Origin of the sequence: Bradyrhizobium guangxiense, assembly GCF_004114915.1 — a bacterium.
Classification (GTDB): Bacteria; Pseudomonadota; Alphaproteobacteria; order Rhizobiales; family Xanthobacteraceae; genus Bradyrhizobium; species Bradyrhizobium guangxiense.
This window is the reverse complement of record NZ_CP022219.1, coordinates 3693460-3712700: the sequence shown is the minus strand read 5'-3', so window position 1 is coordinate 3712700 and position 19241 is coordinate 3693460. Positions and strand designations below refer to the sequence as shown.

14 protein-coding genes are annotated in these 19241 nt (G+C 65.1%); 9 read left to right on the top strand and 5 right to left on the bottom strand.

Going from position 1 to position 19241, the window contains the following annotated elements; genetic code table 11:
* Positions 1–99 precede the first annotated feature (99 nt).
* Together chrA and X268_RS17550 are read right to left on the bottom strand one after the other, a co-directional pair.
* Positions 100–1485 (bottom strand): chromate efflux transporter, encoded by a 1386-nt coding sequence (chrA, locus tag X268_RS17555; protein ID WP_128926103.1) that lies wholly within the window; start codon positions 1483–1485, stop codon positions 100–102.
* Entirely contained in the window at positions 1485–2303 is an 819-nt protein-coding gene (locus tag X268_RS17550; protein ID WP_164937782.1) for a chromate resistance protein ChrB domain-containing protein, read from the bottom strand. The genes chrA and X268_RS17550 overlap by 1 nt, the downstream gene beginning before the upstream one ends.
* A 196-nt stretch (positions 2304–2499) precedes the next feature.
* On the opposite strand from X268_RS17550, the gene dmeF reads away from it, so the two are divergent.
* The 3 genes from dmeF to X268_RS17535 all read left to right on the top strand — a co-directional run bounded on the left by dmeF (position 2500) and on the right by X268_RS17535 (position 5343).
* Positions 2500–3474, top strand: a complete 975-nt coding sequence (gene dmeF, locus X268_RS17545) for a CDF family Co(II)/Ni(II) efflux transporter DmeF (RefSeq protein ID WP_128926101.1) — start codon at positions 2500–2502, stop codon at positions 3472–3474.
* An 80-nt stretch (positions 3475–3554) separates the two neighbouring features.
* On the top strand, positions 3555–4382 hold the full coding sequence (locus tag X268_RS17540; protein WP_128926100.1) for an N-acyl homoserine lactonase family protein: 828 nt from the start codon (positions 3555–3557) through the stop codon (positions 4380–4382).
* Between the two features lie 82 nt (positions 4383–4464).
* Positions 4465–5343 (top strand): DMT family transporter, encoded by an 879-nt coding sequence (locus tag X268_RS17535; RefSeq protein WP_128926099.1) that lies wholly within the window; start codon positions 4465–4467, stop codon positions 5341–5343.
* Here the strand turns inward: X268_RS17535 and X268_RS17530 are convergent.
* Positions 5340–5528 (bottom strand): hypothetical protein, encoded by a 189-nt coding sequence (locus X268_RS17530; RefSeq protein ID WP_128926098.1) that lies wholly within the window; start codon positions 5526–5528, stop codon positions 5340–5342. The genes X268_RS17535 and X268_RS17530 overlap by 4 nt on opposite strands.
* A gap of 47 nt (positions 5529–5575) precedes the next feature.
* Positions 5576–6733 carry an MFS transporter gene (locus X268_RS17525; RefSeq protein WP_128926097.1) on the bottom strand — a complete coding sequence of 386 codons (1158 nt, stop codon included), beginning with the start codon at positions 6731–6733 and terminating at the stop codon, positions 5576–5578.
* A gap of 160 nt (positions 6734–6893) precedes the next feature.
* Here X268_RS17525 and X268_RS17520 point away from each other — a divergent pair, with 160 nt between their 5' ends.
* Positions 6894–8153: an adenylate/guanylate cyclase domain-containing protein gene (locus X268_RS17520; RefSeq protein ID WP_128926096.1), complete on the top strand. Its 1260-nt coding sequence runs from the start codon at positions 6894–6896 to the stop codon at positions 8151–8153.
* Positions 8154–8198: 45 nt separating this feature from the next.
* Here the strand turns inward: X268_RS17520 and X268_RS17515 are convergent, their stop codons facing one another.
* Complete coding sequence (locus tag X268_RS17515; protein WP_128926095.1) at positions 8199–9443, bottom strand: MFS transporter; 1245 nt, start codon at positions 9441–9443, stop codon at positions 8199–8201.
* A 167-nt stretch (positions 9444–9610) separates the two neighbouring features.
* Here X268_RS17515 and X268_RS17510 point away from each other — a divergent pair, with 167 nt between their 5' ends.
* The 5 genes from X268_RS17510 to X268_RS17495 all read left to right on the top strand — a co-directional run bounded on the left by X268_RS17510 (position 9611) and on the right by X268_RS17495 (position 19225).
* The gene (locus tag X268_RS17510; protein ID WP_128926094.1) at positions 9611–10966 is read left to right on the top strand and encodes an Nramp family divalent metal transporter; all 1356 of its coding nucleotides are present in this window, start codon (positions 9611–9613) and stop codon (positions 10964–10966) included.
* Between the two features lie 546 nt (positions 10967–11512).
* Positions 11513–14626, top strand: coding sequence for an ATP-binding protein (locus tag X268_RS17505; protein ID WP_245477538.1), 3114 nt, complete (start codon positions 11513–11515; stop codon positions 14624–14626).
* Positions 14623–15915: a cytochrome P450 gene (locus tag X268_RS17500; protein WP_128926092.1), complete on the top strand. Its 1293-nt coding sequence runs from the start codon at positions 14623–14625 to the stop codon at positions 15913–15915. Before X268_RS17505 ends, X268_RS17500 begins: the two co-directional genes overlap by 4 nt.
* 20 nt (positions 15916–15935) lie before the next feature.
* A complete protein-coding gene (locus X268_RS39490) occupies positions 15936–17750 on the top strand; it encodes a hypothetical protein (protein ID WP_164937781.1) in 1815 nt (604 codons plus the stop codon).
* Positions 17747–19225, top strand: a complete 1479-nt coding sequence (locus X268_RS17495) for a Dyp-type peroxidase (protein ID WP_164937780.1) — start codon at positions 17747–17749, stop codon at positions 19223–19225. Before X268_RS39490 ends, X268_RS17495 begins: the two co-directional genes overlap by 4 nt.
* Positions 19226–19241: the final 16 nt, after the last annotated feature.

The window sequence follows — 19241 nt, the reverse complement described above, 5'->3', positions numbered from 1 at the left end:
GTACCGCATGAGTCTCCTGTTGGCCCAAAGCTGCCATGCAGCCCTGTCGGCTTCGACGTCGGCTTCCGACAGCAAACCGGACGCGACGACATGGCCATCTTAGATCCCCCCCGCCAGACGTAGCGCCACGCCCGCCGCGCAGCTTCCCGCCAGCACCGTCAGCATCCCCAGCTTGAGCCGGAAGATGGCGGTTGCTGCCGCGATCGCCAGCACCAGCGCCGGCACATCGACGCTTCTCAGCACCGGCATGTCGAAGTTCAGCGGAAACGCATGCACCGGCACGGTCTCGCGGAATAGCGTGTGGAGCGCGAACCAGATCGAGAGGTTGAGGATGACGCCGACGACGGCGGCGGTGATGGCGCTGAGCGCGCCGGCCAAACCTTTGTTGCCGCGCAGGCGCTCGATATAGGGCGCGCCGACGAAGATCCAGAGGAAGCAGGGCGTGAAGGTCACCCAGGTCGCGAGCAGTCCGCCGAGCGTGGCCGCCAGCATTGGCGACAGCCCGCCCGGGTCGCGATAGGCCGCCATGAATCCCACGAACTGCAGCACCATGATCAGCGGGCCCGGCGTGGTCTCGGCCATGCCGAGGCCGTCGAGCATCTCGTGCGGCTTCAGCCAGTGATAATGCTCGACCGCCTGCTGGGCGACATAGGCCAGCACCGCATAGGCGCCGCCGAAGGTGACGAGCGACATTTTCGAGAAGAACAGCGCGATCTGGCTGAAGACGTTGCCTTGGCCAAGGGCGAGCAACAACGCGATCACCGGCACCAGCCAGAGCCCCAGCCACAACGCACTGAGGCGGATCGCACGCGCGGTGTTGGGACGGACGTGATCGGGGACGGCCTCGCCGAGCATGCTGTCGATCGCGGCGCCGCTGCCGCCATGGCCGTGACCGGCCGGGGCGAACTCGGTGCGGCCGCTGCGCGCGCCGGCATAGCCGATGATGCCGGCGGCGATGATGATGATCGGGAAGGGCACCGCGAAGAAGAAGATCGCGACGAAGGCGATGGCCGCGAGCGCGATCATGATACGGTTCTTCAGCGCGCGCTTGCCGACGCGCACCACGGCCTCGACGACGATGGCGAGCACGGCGGCCTTCAGGCCGAAGAACAATGCCTCGACGAAGCTGACATTGCCGAAAGCCGCGTAGATGTAGCTGAGGCCCATGATGGCGATGATGCCGGGCAGGATGAACACCCCGCCCGCCATCAGCCCGCCGGCGGTGCGATGCATCAGCCAGCCGACATAGGTGGCGAGCTGCTGCGCCTCGGGTCCCGGCAGCAGCATGCAATAGTTCAGCGCATGCAGAAAGCGGCCTTCGGAGATCCATTTCTTCTCCTCGACCAGGATGCGGTGCATCACCGCGATCTGCCCCGCGGGCCCGCCGAAGCTCAAGGCGGCGACGCGGAGCCAGACGCGGAAGGCTTCGCCGAAGCTGATGCCGTGACCGGCATCGGCTCCTGCTTGGTTGGCACGAATATCCATCACGCCTTCACCTTGTTGGTCGGCCAGTTGTGGGTCTCGGCAGTCGCGTCGCGGCACCAGCGGTAGAAGGCATCGTACAGCATCATGCCGGCCTCGAGCTGTTCGAGGTCGTCGTCATACATCCGCGACAGCCCGAGCGAGGCCGCGAGCAGGCCGGGGGCCTCCGGGGCGAGGTCTGGCCGCGCGGTGTCGGCGCCGCGCACCAGCGTGGCCAGCCGCAGCAGGGGTGGTGTGGCGATGCCGAACTCCTCGATCATCACGTCGAAGGTGCAGAGCTCGCCGCGGTGGCTCCAGAACACGTTCTCGATGTCGAAGGGGGCGGCGCCAAAGCGCTCGCCGACGGCGACGACCTCGGACGGCGCCACATACAGGAAAACCGCGTTGGGATCGACGAATCGGCGGATCAGCCAGGGGCAGGCGATGCGGTCGACCTTGGGCCGGGCGCGTGTCACCCAGACGGTGCGCCCCTTGGCATCGCGTGGCGGCAGCTTGCGGGTGTCGACCAGCGGCAGCTTGGCCGCCTTCCAGCCCTCGAAGCCGCCTTCGAGCGTCTCGGCGGACACACCCAGCTGGCGAAGCCAGGCCGCCGTGCCCTGTGCGAGCTTCTCTCCGCGCAGGCACGAGACGATGGCCCGGCGACCGGCGAAGTCGCCGCCCCAGTCCGCCACATTGTCGTGGCCGAGCTTGAGGGAGCCGGGAATCAGCCGCCGGTCAGCGGCAAAGTCCTCCTCGGTGCGCACGTCGATCAGGACAGGGGCATTCGCCGTGCCGATCAGCCGGGCCAATTTGTCAGATGATATGGTCGTGAAAGTAGACATGATGCGTCCTCGCAAGAACCGAACGGGACGCGATGCTTGGGCTTGTCGCCTCGTGGGGAGATCGCTCAAGTCCCCATGGCGCAGATTACAGCGAAACTAAGAAGCACTGTCAATCCGCGGAACGGTTGAGCCTTAGAAAAGTGATGCCAGACGTCTATACTGCAGCCCGACAGACCTGAATCTGCTGGAGAATTCGATGCATTCCCATTCCATCGAACAATGGACCCACGATCACGCTTTTCTGGGCGAGAAGCACGACGCGAACGAGCGGCGCACCTGGTTCGTGGTGGTGCTGACGCTGGTCATGATGGTCGGCGAGATCGTCGCCGGCTCGCTGTTCGGTTCGATGGCGCTGCTCGCCGACGGCTGGCACATGGGCACCCATGCGGCCGCGCTCGGCATCGCGGCGTTCGCCTACCGCTTCGCGCGCCGGCATCTGGGCAATGCGCATTTCACCTTCGGCACCGGCAAGTTCGGCGATCTCGCCGCTTTCGCCAGCGCGATCATCCTTGGACTGATCGCGGTCGAGATCGCCTATGAGAGCGTGCTGCGGCTGATCACGCCGGTGCCGATCGTCTATGGCGAGGCGATGGCGGTGGCAGCGCTTGGCCTCTGCGTCAACCTCGCCAGCGCCTGGCTGCTGCGCGACAGCCACGATCATCACCATCATGGTCACGAGCACGGCCACGCGCACGATGAGCATGACGATCATGACCACGATCACCACCGTGGCCATCGCCACCATCATCACGACAACAATCTTCGCGCGGCCTATGTTCATGTCATGACCGATGCTGCGACCTCGGTGCTGGCGATCGCCGCGCTTGCCGTCGCCATGAATTCGGGATGGGTCTGGGCCGATCCCGCGGTCGGGCTGATCGGCAGCGTCGTCATCGCGAGCTGGGCGTTCGGCCTCGTCAAGTCGTCCGGTGCGGTGCTGCTTGACGTGCGGGCCGACGAGAAGCTGGAGCGGGTGATCCGCTCGCGCATGGAGGTCGGCGAGGACCGCGTCACCGATCTGCATCTGTGGCAGGTCGGCCCCGGCCATTGTGCCGTGCTGCTCTCGGTGGTCTCGGACAAGCCGAAGCAGCCGGCCGTCTACAAGCGGCGGCTCGCCGGATTGAAGGGCCTCAGCCACGTCACCGTCGAGGTCGAGACCTGCCCGCATTAACGAGGCCTTGCGGGAATTCTGTGGACGGGCCGGGGTTGATCCTCGGTCACGGCCTGCATGGCTATCGGGAAGGACAACAAATGCCCAGGATCACGCTCGCATTCGCCATCGCAGCACTCGTTCTGTCCGGCCCTGCGGCGCATGCGCAATCGGACAAGGCTGGGGTCGAGAAGCTCTATGTGCTCAATTGCGGAGAGGGGACCGCAGGTGACATCTCGCGCTGGACGCCGGGCCTGAACGAAGGCAAGACGATGGACTTCGTCGACACCTGCTATCTCGTCAGGCACGCCAGGGGCTGGTTCCTGTGGGATACCGGCATCGCCGATTCCGTCGCCGCGATGCCGAACGGTCTCGTCCCCGCCGATCCCAAGGCCGTCACCTGGCGCCGGCCGAAGACGTTGCAGGCGCAGCTCGAGCAGCTCGGCCTCAAGCCCGACGACATCAAGGCGATGGCGGTCTCGCACACCCATCCCGACCATACCGGCAATGTGGAGCTGTTCCCGCAGTCGATGCTCTACGTGCAGAAGGCCGAATATGACTGGCCCGGCGCCAACAACGCGCCGCGCTTCAAGCCCTCCCATCCGGTCGAGCTGCTCAGTGGCGACAAGGATGTCTTCGGCGACGGCAGCGTGACGATCCTGTCGACGCCCGGACACACGCCCGGGCACCAGTCGCTCTTGGTGAAATTGCCGAAGACCGGCGCGGTGGTGCTGTCGGGCGATGCCGTGCACTTCAGGGATAATTGGGACAACCGCCGCGTGCCCAGCATGAACGTCGACAAGGACCAGAGCACGGCCTCGATGCAGAAGATCGCCGATACAATCGCCAAGGAAAAGGCGCAGCTCTGGATCAACCACGACAAGGCCCAGCGCGATGGCCAGAAGCTGGCGCCGGAGTTTTACGACTAGGTCTTTTCCGCATTCCCTGCTGCCATGTCGGTGGCAGCAGGAGTGTGTTAGCCGCCGCTGAAAGCTCCGAAGGAGACGAAGCGTGGGGGAGTGGCTAGGCGTTGCGATTGCGCTTGTCTCGAGCTGCATCGGCGGGGCGGCTGCGGCGATCACCCGCTATCTGGTCGGCGGCGCCGATCCGATCCTGCTGGCGATCCTGCGCTGGGGGATCGGCTTTCTCTGCCTGTTGCCATGCGCTCTGATGCTCGGCGTACGCTGGCCGCAGCGGCCGGACTGGCCGGCCGTGGCGGGGCTCGGCATCTGCTTCTTCAGCCTGTTCTTCATCCTCTACAACATCGCGGTGTCCTACACGACCGCGGCACGGGCCAGTCTCGCGCTGGCAACATTGCCGCTGCACACCATGGTGGTCGGTGCGCTGCTCGGCGTCGAGCGTCTCACCGCACGCAAGATGATGGGTGTCGGCATCGCGGTGCTCGGCGTGGCGGCGGCGCTGGCCGCGGGACTCGCGCAAAGCCCACCGGGAGCCTGGCGCGGCGAGTTGATCATGACCGGCGCGGTGTTCTGCATGGCGTTCTACAACGTGCTGTCGCGGCCGCTGATGAAGCGCTCCAGCGCGCTCGGCTTTCTCACGGTCGGTATGGGCGCGGGCGCCGTCGTGCTGGTGCCCGCTGGCCTGCTGAAAGGCAGCTTTGCGTCCCTCGAGCAATTTACGACAGGGCAGTGGATTGCCGGCATCTACCTCGGCGTCGGTGGTGGCGCGCTCGCCTTCATCCTCTGGGTCATGGCGCTGGCACGGGCCACGCCGACGCGGATCGCCAATACGATGACGGTCAATCCGATTGCCGCCGCGCTGCTGGCGGCGCTGCTGGTCAATGAGCCGATCACGCTGAATCTTCTGGCCGGGCTGGTCGCGGTGTTCGCCGGCGTCTGGATCGCGACCAGCGAGGCGAAGACGGCTTAGGTCCGCGGCGCGCTCGCCGTGGGGGAGCTCGGCTCCGGCGTCTTCTTCGGCTTCAGCGTGCCGGCGTAGAACGACAGCAGCCAGACCAGCAAGACGGCGAGCAGATAGACGCCCCAAGCCTGCGGCGGCGTGGTTGCCCAGCGCAGGAGGCCTTTGAACGTACGGGGCGGGGTCTCTTCGCTCATGGCCTGTTTGTGCGCGAAAGGCTTGGCTGGGTCAATCTTGGGGCTCGTCAATCCGGCCGCGGCGCCGGGCGGATCAGGAACAGCGCCGCCAGCGCCGACAGGCTGAGCGCGGAGGAGACGATCAGCACCTTGGCGCCCATGAGGTCGATCAGCAGGCCGAAGGCCAGCGGCGCCACTGCCTGCGCCATGCGCGCGGGGGCGCCGATGATGCCAAGGCGATAACCGAAATCCTTCGGGCCGAAGATCGACAGCGGCAGGGTGCCGCGCGCGATCGTCAAGATGCCGTTGCCGGAGCCGTGGAACAACGCGAACGCGCTCGCCGCGGCGCCGCCGAAGATCGCCACGATCACCGCACCGATAGGGTGGGTGAGGCGGGCGAGCCGCGTCGACCACAACGGATGGAAACGGCTGAGGAAGCCTGCCTCTAACATGCGTGCACCGACTTGCGCCGGGCCGATCAATGCGCCGGCCGCGATGGCCTCGGCGGGCGTTGCGCCCGTCGTCTCCAGGATGCGCGGGAAATGCGCGGCCATGGCGCCGGTCACGGTCCAGACCGCCGCGAAGATGAAGGCCAGCAGGAGCATGGTGCGGTCGAGCGGCAGATGCGGTTTCTCGGCCGTGGCCGCTGCCTGCTTGGCGCCCTTGATCGCCGGCAGCATGAAGACGTTGAGGGGCAGGCCGATCAGGAGATTGGCGGCCGCCCAGGCAAAGCAAGTGTCGCGCCAGCCGATATGGGCGAGGCCCCAGGCAGTGAGCGGCCAGCCGACGGTGGAGGCAAAGCCCGCCATCAGCGTGATGCCGGTGATGGGCCTGCGCGCCTCGGTGCCGTAAATGCGCCCCAGCGCGGCGAAGGCGGCATCGTAGAGCCCCATCGCCATGCCGATGCCGAGCACGAGCCAGGCGATCGCCATCACGATGATGGACTGCGAGAGCCCGAGCAGCACGAGGCCGGCGGCGATGGTCAGGTTCGAGGCCGACAGCACCTGCCGGCCGCCGACGAGATCGATCTGCCGCCCGATGCGCGGGCCGAGCATCGCCGAGATCACCAGCGAGGCCGAGAACGCGCCAAAGATCCAGTTGGAGGAGACGCCGAGGTCGCGCGCCATGGGATCGGCGAGCAGCGCCGGCAGATAATAGCTCGAGGCCCAGGCCAGCGTCTGCGTGGTGCCGAGCGCCAGGATGATCGGAAGCTGGCGCTGGCTCATTTCCCCGTATTTCTGGTCGTCTGTGTCATTGGTTGCATTTGCCCCCCGCGGCCGGAGTGCGTCAACAGCGCCTGCGGCATATTCGATCTGCTGCGGGCGGGAGCCTTGGCCGGCGCCCGCGCGGCCTTTCGTTGGTCACGAATGCACGCCATAATGGCGTATGCAATTATCCTCGCGCCTCGAATTGATGAACTGGTTGGCCAGCCAGGGCCTGACTGGCCTGCCCGAACCCGAGCTGCTGCGCGGCTTCTGCGAGCGCTGCCGCGCCCAAGGCCTCGACCTGTCGCGCGGCCTCGTCGTCATCGACACGCTGCATCCGATCTACGAGGGCCGCGCTTTCCGCTGGAGCGATACGCCGAGCAACGAAAGCGACGTCATCGAGTACGGTTCGACGGCGGAAGGCGACGCGGCCAAGAACTGGCGCCGCTCGGTGTTCTATCATTTGCTCGAGCATGGCCACGACGAGATGGTGATCGACCTCGCCGAGGCGCCGTCGCTCGATTTCTCGCAGATCGGCGACCTCGCCGAAAATGGCCATCGGCATTTTCTGGCTTTCGTGCACCGCTTCGGCGAGACCGGCGCGCTCGGGCAGATGGACTGCCTCTATTCCTATTGGACGACGCGGCGGGACGACGGCTTTACCGAGGCCGAGCTTGCTGCGCTGCGCGATCTCGTCCCGGTGCTCGGTCTTGCGATCAAGTCGGCGCAGCAGGTCGACATCGTGCGGACCCTCGGCCGCGTCTATCTCGGCCGCGACGCCTCCGAGCAGGTGCTGCGCGGGCGCATCTCGCGCGGCGTCACAGAGCGCATCAACGCGGTGCTCTGGTATTCGGATCTGCGCGGCTCGACCGCAATCAGCGAGAGCATCGGCCCCGACGAGATCATCCCGTTCCTCAACGACTATGCGCAGGCCGTGATCGACGCGATCCACGGCGCCGGCGGCGATGTGCTGAAGCTGATCGGCGACGGCGTGCTCGCGATGTTCTGGGGCGAGGACATGGCGGATGCGCGCCGTGCCGCGCTCCGTGCCGAGCATCTGTTCCGCAAGAACATCGCGACCCTGAATGCCCGCCGGGCGGCGGAGGGCCGTCCGACGACGTCGGCCTATATCGGCCTGCATGTCGGCCAGGTCTTCTACGGCAATATCGGCAGCGATGACCGGCTCGACTTCACCGTGGTCGGCCCGACCGTCAACGAGGTCAGCCGTATCGCCTCGATGAGCCGCTCGGTCGACCGCGAATTGCTGGCGTCATCCGAATTCTACAAGGGCCTCGATGCCGCCGGGCGCCGCTATCTCGTCTCCACCGGCCGTTACGCGCTGCGCGGCATCGGTCGCGCGCAGGATCTCTACACTCTGGACCCCGATGTCGATGCGAGCGAGCCGGTGACGGGAAGCTACGAGCGTTATCTGGCGAGTTAGCCTTCGCTGCCTCAACATACTCCGTCGGTGCCATGACGGTTGCGGCTAGCCCCCCGCCGCGACTTCGTCCCCCACCATCTCCGGCTGCCGGTCGAGCGCCACGGCCGGCGACAGCCAGATCACCAGCGCTTGCACGCCGAACACCGCGGCCGCCAGATAGAGACAGGCTTCCGCGCTCCAGAACCCGCCGACGATTGCGCCCAGCGCGGAGCCGATCGGGCGGGCGCCGTAGCTCATGATGTTGATGGCGGAGACGCGTCCCAAGAGGCGCGGCGGCGTCACCGACTGGCGCAGCGTCGTGGTCGAGATCACCCACAGGATTGGCCCGACGCCGAGCAGGAAGAAGCTCAAGGCCGCAAGCCACGGCGAGGGGACCGGCACTGTCAGCGCCATCACCACCGCGGCAATGAAGCCGGTGACCGGGCCGAGACCGACCACGGTGCCGAAGCTGATGCGCCGCATCACGCGGGTTGCGATCAGTGCGCCGATCACCATGCCGACGCCGTACATGGTCAGCACCGTGCCGACGGCCGCGGCGGTCAGGCCGAGATGGCGTACGGCGTAGGGCACGAACACGGCGATCTGAAGGAACCAGCCAGTGTTGAAGATGAACTGGGTGATGAACACCGGCCGCAGCAGCGGATGCCGAAACACGAAAGCCGCGCCTTCGCGGATGTCCTGGAACGGATGGCGGCGCGGCGCGGGGGCACGTGCGGGCTCGTAGATGCCGGAGAGCAGCACGACGGCGATGGCCGAGAGCGCCGCGGCAAAGCCGAAGGCCGGGCTCGCGCCCCACCAGCCGACCAGCGCGCCGCCGAGCGCGGGGCCGCTGGCAAAGGCGATGGTGCGCGCAAGCTCGATCCGCGCATTTGCCGCCGGCAATAGCTCCGCGCTCACGAGCGAAGGCACCAGCGCTGGCGCGGCCACGCTGTAGACGACCGTGCCGCACACAGCAGTGAAGCCGAGCAGCGCCAACAGCGGCAGATTGAGCGCGCCGAGCGCGAGCAGCAGTACGATCGTCCCGAGCGCTGCGGCCCGCAGCGCCTCGGCCCCCGCCATCAGCGAGCGGCGCGAGATGCGGTCGGCGAGCAGGCCGGCGGGAATTGCGAACAGCACAAAGGGCAGGGTCAGCGCGGTCTGCAACAGGCCGGTCTGGCCTTCCGCGACGCCGAGCGTGAGCACGGCGACGATGGGGGCTGCCGCCAAGGCGATCTGCTCGGCGGACTGCGCTGCGAGGTTGGACCAGGCAAGCCGGCCAAAGGTGTCGGGAAGACGAGGGGGCGTTGACATGGCTCATTTCCTGCAAAGTCGGTTTGGCGCCAGTATTCGGCTCTTGGGGTCCCCAAACCCACCCGCTTTCCGACAGGGCGACCATTCACGGCACGGACGGGAACCCTTGAGGCTAGATGCAGTTGCAAATGAGTTGCAATAAGAACGAAGTTGGGTATTCTGCCGGCATGGATGCCCGATCGCCCGATTTGCCCCCCGACACCGCCGCCGGCTGGCGCGCTGATGCGCCCGCCACCAAAAGCCTCGCCGAGGTCAATGCCACGATCGCCATTCCGGCCGCTGGCCGCTGGTGGCGGCGGCTGCTCGCCTTCGTCGGCCCGGGCTATCTCGTCTCGGTCGGCTACATGGACCCCGGCAATTGGGCGACCGACCTCGCCGGTGGTTCGAAGTTTGGCTACACGCTGCTGTCCGTCATCCTGCTCTCGAATTTGATGGCGATCCTGCTGCAGTCGCTGGCGGCACGGCTCGGCATCGTCACCGACCGCGACCTCGCGCAGGCCTGCCGCGCCACCTATTCGCCGGCGGTGAACTTCCTGCTCTGGCTGGCTTGCGAGGCGGCGATCATCGCCTGCGATCTCGCCGAGGTCATCGGCACCGCAATCGCGCTCAAGCTCCTGTTCGGCATTCCCCTGATCGGCGGCGCGCTGCTCGCAGCGCTCGATGCCTTCCTGCTGCTGTTGCTGATGAACCGCGGCTTCCGCTTCCTGGAAGCTTTCGTCATCGCGCTGCTTGCGGTGATCGCGGTCTGTTTCGCGGTCCAGATCGTCGCCGCCGCGCCGCCGGTGGCGGAGGTCCTGCAGGGCTTCATGCCGAAGACCGAGATCTTCATCAACCCCGAAATGCTCTACATCGCGATCGGCATCATCGGCGCGACGGTGATGCCCCACAATCTCTATCTGCATTCCTCGATCGTGCAGACGCGCGCCTATGCGCGCAACGACACCGGTCGGCGCGAAGCGATCAAATGGGCGACGACGGATTCGACCATCGCGCTGATGCTGGCGCTGTTCATCAATGCCGCCATCCTCGTCGTCGCCGCGGCGACGTTCCACAAGAGCGGCCATTCGGATGTTGCCGAGATCGGCCAGGCCTTCGAGCTGTTGTCGCCGCTGCTGGGGCTCGGCATCGCCTCGACGCTGTTCGCGGTGGCGCTGCTCGCCTCTGGCCTGAACTCGACGGTGACCGCGACGCTCGCCGGCCAGATCGTGATGGAAGGGTTTCTCGACCTTCGCCTGCCGAGCTGGGCGCGCCGCCTGCTCACGCGCGGCATCGCGATCATTCCCGTGATCGTCGTCACCGCAATCTATGGCGAGCGCGGCACGGCGGATTTGCTGGTGTTCAGCCAGGTCGTGCTGTCGATGCAGTTGCCCTTCGCCGTCATCCCGCTGGTTCGCTTCGTTTCCGACCGCCGCAAGATGGGCAAGTTCGCGATATCGAGATCGGTCGCGGCGATCGCGTGGATCATCGCAGGCGTGATCGTGATCCTGAACTTGAAGCTGTTGTTCGACACATTGTTTGGATGAGTGCAGGGGGCTGCAGCTTTTCTATATAGGGCGTCCCGGCCGTACCCGTTTCGCGCGAACTCAGTTCAGCTCTTCGGAAATCCGAGCCGTCCGAGTGGCCGGCGGCTTTCATCGTGAGTCGACGAACTACCGCTTTTCAATTGGTGTGAAGAGGGTATACTACCTTCAATTGCTGATAGGCCGCATATTGCGAATAGGCCGTGGTATGACCGTGTATTTTTCAGGATTGATTGTTCTCCCCGCGGGATAATCGGCGGTCCCGCGCCGGAGTAAGTGCGCCGATCGCATTTTCTCCGGATACGTCTAATGGTTGAGCGCCTAAGTCGGCGCGTGGAGCCAGTGGTGAGACCATTGGTTTGCTGAAGTGATTTGACTGCGCGGGTTCACGTCCGGGGAGGGGACGATGATCAGGCCAGAATGCGTTGATTGCTGCGTTGAAGTCATTGATGAGCGTGTGCTGCCGTGACCAAGTGTCCTGCGTGTTCAGCCCGAATTACTCGCGAGCATCGCTTCTGCTCTCAATGTGGCGCGCGCCTCGATCGCGCCGTGGAGCAGTTCTCCGCTCCGCCGGTTGCCGGCGCAGCTGCCGGCGCAGCGCGGGTTGTTCCGCTGCATGATCATGTCGCGGTTCGGTCACAGATGCTGACCGAGAACAAGCAAGTCAGCGTTCTGTTCGTCGACGTCTGCGACTCGACATCGCTGCTCCAGCACTCCGACCCCGAGGAATCCCGCAACTATCTCGGCAAGGCGCTGAACCACTTGGCCGAGGCGGTCGGGACCTATGGCGGCACGGTCAGCCAGTTGCTGGGCGATGGGCTCGTCGCCTTGTTCGGCGCGCCCGTGGCCCAGGAGGATCACGCCCTGCGGGCCTGTCTTGCCGCTCTCAAGATGCAGAGAGCAAGCATTCCCGGCCAGGAGGTTCAGGGCGTGGCCAGCCCGATGCTGCGCGTCGGCATCAATTCGGGCGAGGTGCTGGTCGGTGTCGTCGGCCAATATGGTTGGTCGCACTACGGTGCGGACGGCAAGACCATTCACCTTGCCTCGCGGCTCGAAAAGATGGCTCCACCCGGCGGCATCCTGATCAGCGCCGCAACGCAGCGCCTTGTCGCGCAACAGATCGACACGCGCCCGGTGGGGACGCGGTCGGTCCGAGGGCTGGATGATCCGGTCGAGCTCCATGAGGTCATAGTCGCCACCGAAAGTTCGGCAGCGGCGCCGTTGACACGCAAGGAGCGCTGGGCGCCTCTGGTCGGCCGCGAGGAGGCTTTGCGGATCCTGGCCGGGGACGTCGATATCGCTCGCTCCGGCGCGATGCGAACCATCGGGCTGTGCGGCGATGCCGGGATCGGGAAATCCCGCTTGATCGCCGACTGGGTCGCCGCGCTCGCAAGCCGCGGCATGGAGGTCTGCGTTGCTCAGGCGAGGGGTTATGCGAGCGCCCGCGCTTACAGCACCGCCGCGGACCTGATCGTAAGCCTGGCCGGCCTGCCGCAAACGAGCGGGACAGACGCGGAATCCGTCAGGCAGACCCTGGCTGCCAAATGGGGCGCTGAGGGCGCCGCGCATCTCGCCGCGGTCAATGACCTGTTGGGGCTGGCAGCGCCGGACCAGGCCTGGCTGGAGCTGAACCCGGCGCAGCGGCGACGCCGAATAGGCGACGCATTGCTGTGGCTCGTGCGCAGACGTACCGAGGCGGGCCCGTTCGTGCTCGTGCTCGAGGATGTTTTCCTGGCCGATCGCGAGAGCCGGCGGTTGTTCGAGGCTCTGCTTCCAAAACTCCAGGGACTGCCCATCCTCGTTTGCGTGAGCTATCGCCCCGATTTCGACCATCAGTGGCGGCAGGCGCCCTGGTTTGCAGAGCGGGTGATCGAGCCTCTGCGCGACGGCGAGATGCTCAGGCTCGCGCGCGCGTTGCTGGGCGATGATCTATCCGTGCTCGGCGTCATGAACGAATTGGTCGGGCGCGCCGACGGCAATCCCTTCTTCCTGGAGCAGTTGGTCATTACGCTGATCGACGACGGATCGCTCGAGGGAACGCCGGGTGCGTACCGCCTGCAGAGGCCGCCCGGAGATCTGCGCGTGCCGGGCTCCATCGCCGCGGTGATCGGCGCGCGCGTCGATCGCTTGCCGGAAGCCGCCAAGTCCGCGCTCGAGGCTGCTGCGATCCTTGGCGATCCCATCACGCGCGAGCTGATCGCGGCGATGCAGGCCGTCGATCTTGGGCGTGCCGAAGAATTGCTCGGTCTGTGCGTTGCATCCGGACTGCTGGCCGGGCCGGATCAGGCGCGCGGTCAGCTCGAGCAGCACGTGTTCGCGTTTCGGCACGCATTGGTGCGCGACGTCGTGCTCGGCGCCCTCACGCGCGCGCGTCTCAAGGCGCTGCACCGACAGGCCTTCCTGGCGCTGCATGCGCAGCCGGGGGCGACCGAGGCGGATGTCGCGCCGGCGCTGGCGCACCATGCCTTCAAAGGGGAGGAATGGGAGCAGGCGGCGAGATTCACGGTCAAGTCGATGGCCCGTGCCATCTCGCGCTCGGCCAATCAGGAAGCCCTTCAACTGTTCGACAGAGGTCTTCAGGCGGCCCGCCGTGTCGACGACGCCTCGATTGCGCAGACCCTCGAGCTCGCGCTTCGGCTGGAGGCGATCGGGGCGATGCTGGCGCTCGGCCAGATCGACGACATCTTCAGCAATATGGAGCGCGCGGAAGCCATCGCGGTGCAGCTGAACGATCAGCGCGCGCGCGCGGCGGTGTCGACCGAAACGGCGGTGTTCCTTTGGATGCGCGGACGCTTCGAGCAAGGCCTGCGCTATGCCTCACAGGGGCTCGAGGCGGCTCGCCTGGCGCAGCGCCGTCACATGATGATGGCGGCGCATCAGACCCGCCTCATGCACCTCCATGCTCTCGGTCGATATGCAGAGGCGGCCGTGGAAAGCCAGGTTCTGCTCTCCGACTACGGACCGGAGCTGTCGGCGCATGTCGTCCAACCCGGATGGGCCGCCATTCCCATCATCAATCTGTATGCGTTTCATGCCAGCACGCTCTGGCGGCTGGGAGACGGCGCAACCGCCCACGCGTTCTGCGCCAAGGCCTACGAGATCCTGTCGAACATCAATCATCCCTATTCCCGCCTGCTCATCGACACCGTGCAGTCGCAGATCTGGATCGAGAGCAGGGAGCTCGATCGGGCCGAGTCCGTGATGCGCATGGGTGTGCAGCAATGCTTGACGCACAACGTCCCGACCATGCTTTCGGTCTGCACCGGCGTTCTGGGCAGCGCGCTCGCGCACAACGGCAAGGCCGCCGAAGCGGTGACGATGCTGGAGAAGGGGTTCGCCGATCGGATCTACGAGGCGGCCGGTCCCTACGGCAGGACGTTCATGCGCGTGAGCCTCGGCGTCGCCTATCGCAAGCTCGGTCGGCTGGACGATGCGATCGCCGTCGGTCGCAAAGCCGTCGAGCAGGCTGCTGAAGAATACGGCCACCAGACCGAAGCTCTGTACGAGCTTGCGGAGACCTTGCGGCAGGCCGGCGATACGGCCGGCGCCGAAACGCATTTCGGGCGAGTCGCCGAGGCCGCGGAGCGTCTGGGCATGCCCCACTATCAAAGACAGGCCGCAGCGGCCCTCGCGGATCGGCGGAAGGACGGGTATGCAGCATGAAGGTCTCAGCCGGCACTCCTGATACAATGCCGCCAGGGCTCCGCAGCCTCCTCTACGGGATCTTTTGCTGGGCCAATCGTCATCCGGGCGCTTTGCGCGCGGTCGGTGCGGTGCTCCGGCATTGGCCGTTCGTCGGCGGCTGGTTGGGCGTGGCGGCCCGGGCCGACGCTGTCAAAAAGGTGCTGACCAGGCCGAACAGTTTCTCCAACACCGCGCACGCGGCGAACCTGTCGGCTGGCGACTATCTGATCGGCATGGATCCCGATGCCACATACAAGGCGGACAGGCTTCTGCTGGATGGTCGGTTGGCTGTCCTGGACACGACATTGCCCGCCGCGGCCGATCTTGCGGCCCGAGACTACGTTGAGAAGCTCCGGCCGATCGGCAAGAACAAATCGTTCGATCTCATCGAGGATTACCTGATGTGGATCGTGTTTCGCGCTATGCATCCCTTGTTCGGGGAGGCGACCAACAGGGTGGCAGCGGGCGCGACCGGAAGCCTCGATGATCCCGGGCTGCAGCGGCAATATCTCCTCGAGATCCGCTATGTGGCGGGGCAACTCCTGGCTGGCAGCTCGGCGACGCTAAGGGTGCAGCGCAGGGCTGAACTCAACGCTGACGCACTGAGATCGCGTATCGCCGGCGTGGGCAACGACATTCAGCTCGCATGGGGGACGTCCTGTCCGTTCAATGTCATCAAGCGGAACGCGGTCGGCCTCGCCTGGATCTCGCATCCGGTCACCGTGCAGTCGGGGGCGCTCGCCGTGCAAGAGCTGCTGGGGCGTCCCGATGTCCATAAGGCATTGCGCGAGCAGGCGCAGCAGCTCCTGAAAACGGGTTCGAACCAGATTTGGGAGGACAAGGCCTTCCGCAAGCTGGTGCAAGATCATGTCCTCGAACTTTTGCGTTTCCGCCCGATTTTTCCGCTGCTCGCGCGCGATGTGCCGCGCGACACGGAATTCGAGACCGGTGCGCGGCACAATGCCAAGTGCCCCGCCGGCGGAAAGATGGCGATCTGGGGGATCGCCGCAATGTTCGATACCGCGATAGAGAAAGACATCAGCCGATTTTCTCCGGCGCGCAACTGGGGCGCGAACGAAGATCTGCGCTGGCTGATGTTCGGATATGGCACGCGTCAGTGTCCGGCCATGGTTTACGCGATCAAGATCCTGACCAGCGCGCTGATCGGTCTGTTGATCCTGCCCGAGCTGGAGCTGGCGCGGGGTGAGGGCAAGCCCATCACCTATGACGGACCGCTGATGTCGCGAATGCGCGTGAGTTTCATCTAGCGGGCGGGAGAAGGACGGGCATGCTCAAGATGGTCCGCCAGCAGATGATCTGCATCGTGGTGCCGGGCTGGAACGGCACGACCGATCTTTCGGAAGGCAGCCCCGTTTCCAACGGGCTGTACTCTCTGTTCCGAGACGTCGAGGTGGTCCAGTTCGCCTCCCTCGCATTGCTGCCGGCGAGGGCCGACGCAAGCGACAAGAGGCCCTGGTTGATGCTCGAGCTCGCGATCGAAGAGGGAATCGATCCCTACGATATGATCTACCGGCTCCTCTACCATTGGAGCGAGGCGATGTGGTCGCTGTACAGCTCCTTCTGGCCGGGCGATGCCACAGCGCTGCGCAGCGAACGCAACGACAAGCTCCACAAGATGTTGATGAAGCATCTCAGCATCGCTGATGGCGGCTTCATCGGCGCCCGTGACCGAACGGCGCGGCAGATCGAGAAGGAGCAGGAGCTGCTTGAATGGACGCGAGACGAGGCGCGGGCCATGAAGCAAGCCATGCTGTATGGCGATGATCGCTCTGCGTTCGCGCTGGCGCTCGCGCAACGGGCATTTCAGAATCCCCGTTTCGGCTGGGCACTGGATCGGGCGCCGCGGTCGTACTGGCGGGGGAAAGGCGCAAGCATCTCCGCAAAAATCGGTTACGTGCTGACGCTGTTCGTGCTGTGGCTGATCGCAGTGTGGCTGGTCGGCGCAGTGCCGCGCGGTGCGCTTGGCATCTACACGTGGTTGTTTGGGCCGCCTTATTCCGGCGTGACGGACGTTGTGGCCTTCATTTCAATGGCCAGTTGCTGGGTGCTTGGCGTCAGTATCCGCAGCGTACTTGCGCTGCTCGGGCTCGGGGTCTTGGTATGGCTGTTCCTGATCGCTCTGCCAGCCCTTTCCAGGACATGGCGACGCTGGCTGGAGAGCGTCGGGCGCGAGCTCGACCGGCCGGCGGAGACTTGGTCGTCATGGCTTACCTATCGGATCGGCCTGTTGCTCAGCGTGCCGATCGCTTGCGCTCTCGTCGCGCTCGCGCTCGCCTTCATCTTCTGGCCCTGGACGATTGTGCAGGCTTACCAAGCGTTGACTGCCAAATTCCTCGGATGGCAGATCATCGCCTTCATCATTCTTGCGATCGTCGTGTTGACCTGCGCGGTCAGCCTGCTGTCCCGGATCAATCAGGATCTCGCGAAAGTTGGCAACTGGTTCTTCCAACCTTATGAAGAGCCTGTGCTGCGCGCCCAACAGGTCGATCCATCGATCGACAACAGCGAAGGGCTGGTGGTGTGCGAAACCGCCCATATGGTCAGCCTGACGGATCTTCGCAGTCCGAACGGCTGGAGTGCCTGGTGGATTCGGGTGTCGCTGCGCATTGTGACGCTGTTTGGACGTGTGATCTTCACCGAGAGCCGGCTGGGTAGTGCGCCGGGCATTCATTTCGGCCATTGGCACATCATCGAAGACGGGCGCCGCTACCTGTTCTGCTCGAACTACGATGGCAGTTTCGGCGGCTATCTCGACGATTTCATCAATGGCGCCACGATCGGGACCAACCTCGCCTGGCGGTGGACCACGTTGAAGCCCCGTGGTTCGGCAGCGATCGGCCAGCCCGCCATCATCCATGCGCGCAGCTTCCCGCCGACGCGATTCATCGTGTTCCGGGGCGTGAAGTGCGAGCTGCAGTTCAAATCATATGCGCGCGACAGCATGCTTCCGCACGTGTTCCGCTTCGACGCCCGCAAGGAGTCGGTCGACCAGATCAACCTCGCGACCGGACTGCGCGACGCTCTGTTTGGCGAGCGCAATGACACCAACGACGACCTGATCATGAGGGCCATCGAATCATGAAAGCGCCGGCAGCGCATCTCGCGCATCATTTCGATGACATCCAGGGAATGCTGAGGAGCGGCTACGGCTGGCTGCAAGACAGTCGGTTCTGGCTGCTGACGATCAGGGACGGGCAGGAGGCGGCGGCCCGGGCGTGGCTCGCAAAATTCGTGGAGAGCGGCGTCATTGCCAACGCAAAGAAGGTCGGGAAATCGAGAACACATCCAATCGCGAAGGCTGCCGCGATCGCGTTCAGTTTTTCCGGGCTAACAAAGCTCGGATGCGTGGAGGACACCCTATATCCATTCCCGACACCTTTCCGCAGTGGCATGGGCAGCGATGCGCGCGCGTTGCTGCTGAGGGACAATCCCCGCGCATGGCGCTGGTCGGACGTTGATGGCGACAGCGGCGATGCCGTACATGTCCTGATTGCCGAATGGACGGAGAGAGGCGTCGGGCCGATCATTTCGCGTCCGGATGAAACGATATTCAGCGCCATCCAGGTTGATAACGATCCTTGCTCATTTCGAAAACTGGAAGGCGACAAGGAAGAGAAATTGCGCGAGGCGTTCGGGTTTCGCGACGGCCTGGCGCAGCCCATCATCATGGGATTGAAGCAAGACGACGGTGTCCGACTGCGCCCGTCAGAGAAAGACAAGAAGGAGCCCGATGCGCTGTACAACGACCGCGTCGTCCAGCCTGGAGAGTTCATCCTTGGATATCGTAACGAATATGATGAGCTCACTTATTGCCCGGACGTGAAGGGGTGGGGGGCCTCAGGCCTCGCCAAACATCCCGGCGGCCGTTTTGCCCTGAACGGAAGCTACCTTGCCGTGCGCCAGATCGAGCAGGACGTGGCGGCGTTCGATCGTTTTCGGGAGGTGAACGGTCAGCACATCTGCAATAAGCTGATGGGACGCCAGGACAATGGCTGGCCGCTCGCGTGGAAATACGATCCGAGCACCCCAAAAACGGATTCGGAACTTGACGCGTTCCGCTATCGTGTCGACGACGCCAACGGCTTCATATGCCCGAAGGGGGCTCACATTCGACGGGCGAATCCGCGGGATACGCTTGGTGCCGACGTCAAATCGAGCATCAAGTCGACCAAGCTGCACAGGCTGCTTCGTCGCGGCCGGCCGTATCGCGAGGATAGTAACGGCGAGACGCGCAAGGGCATCTTCTTCATCGCCTGCAATGCGGATCTCGAGCGGCAGTTCGAGTTCGTCCAGCAGCGTTGGGCGCGGAATCCGAGTTTCGTTAACCTTCACGCCGACGATCCGCTCGTCGGGTCGTCCGACCCACGGACCTTCCCGAAGGCCTTGTCGTTGCCGGGCCTGCCGAGCGGTGGAGAGGTCTCCCTGGCGAACTTCGCGACGACGCTCGGGGGAGGCTACTTCTTCCTGCCCGGACTTGCGGCGCTCGAGTTCATCCTCGGTGAGGAGGGGGCTGCAAAGTTCGCGACATCGGAAGTGGCCGAAGCTGCGGCCCCCTGAAAGCCGCGAAGTGGGA

Bases quoted from the DNA above. Each gene is read 5' to 3' on its own strand.
- chrA (WP_128926103.1), bottom strand. From the start codon at position 1,485: ATGGATATTCGTGCCAACCAAGCAGGAGCCGATGCCGGTCACGGCATC.
- X268_RS17550 (WP_164937782.1), bottom strand. From the start codon at position 2,303: ATGTCTACTTTCACGACCATATCATCTGACAAATTGGCCCGGCTGATC.
- dmeF (WP_128926101.1), top strand. From the start codon at position 2,500: ATGCATTCCCATTCCATCGAACAATGGACCCACGATCACGCTTTTCTG.
- X268_RS17540 (WP_128926100.1), top strand. From the start codon at position 3,555: ATGCCCAGGATCACGCTCGCATTCGCCATCGCAGCACTCGTTCTGTCC.
- X268_RS17530 (WP_128926098.1), bottom strand. From the start codon at position 5,528: ATGAGCGAAGAGACCCCGCCCCGTACGTTCAAAGGCCTCCTGCGCTGG.
- X268_RS17525 (WP_128926097.1), bottom strand. From the start codon at position 6,733: ATGAGCCAGCGCCAGCTTCCGATCATCCTGGCGCTCGGCACCACGCAG.
- X268_RS17520 (WP_128926096.1), top strand. From the start codon at position 6,894: ATGCAATTATCCTCGCGCCTCGAATTGATGAACTGGTTGGCCAGCCAG.
- X268_RS17515 (WP_128926095.1), bottom strand. From the start codon at position 9,443: ATGTCAACGCCCCCTCGTCTTCCCGACACCTTTGGCCGGCTTGCCTGG.
- X268_RS17510 (WP_128926094.1), top strand. From the start codon at position 9,611: ATGGATGCCCGATCGCCCGATTTGCCCCCCGACACCGCCGCCGGCTGG.
- X268_RS17500 (WP_128926092.1), top strand. From the start codon at position 14,623: ATGAAGGTCTCAGCCGGCACTCCTGATACAATGCCGCCAGGGCTCCGC.
- X268_RS39490 (WP_164937781.1), top strand. From the start codon at position 15,936: ATGCTCAAGATGGTCCGCCAGCAGATGATCTGCATCGTGGTGCCGGGC.
- X268_RS17495 (WP_164937780.1), top strand. From the start codon at position 17,747: ATGAAAGCGCCGGCAGCGCATCTCGCGCATCATTTCGATGACATCCAG.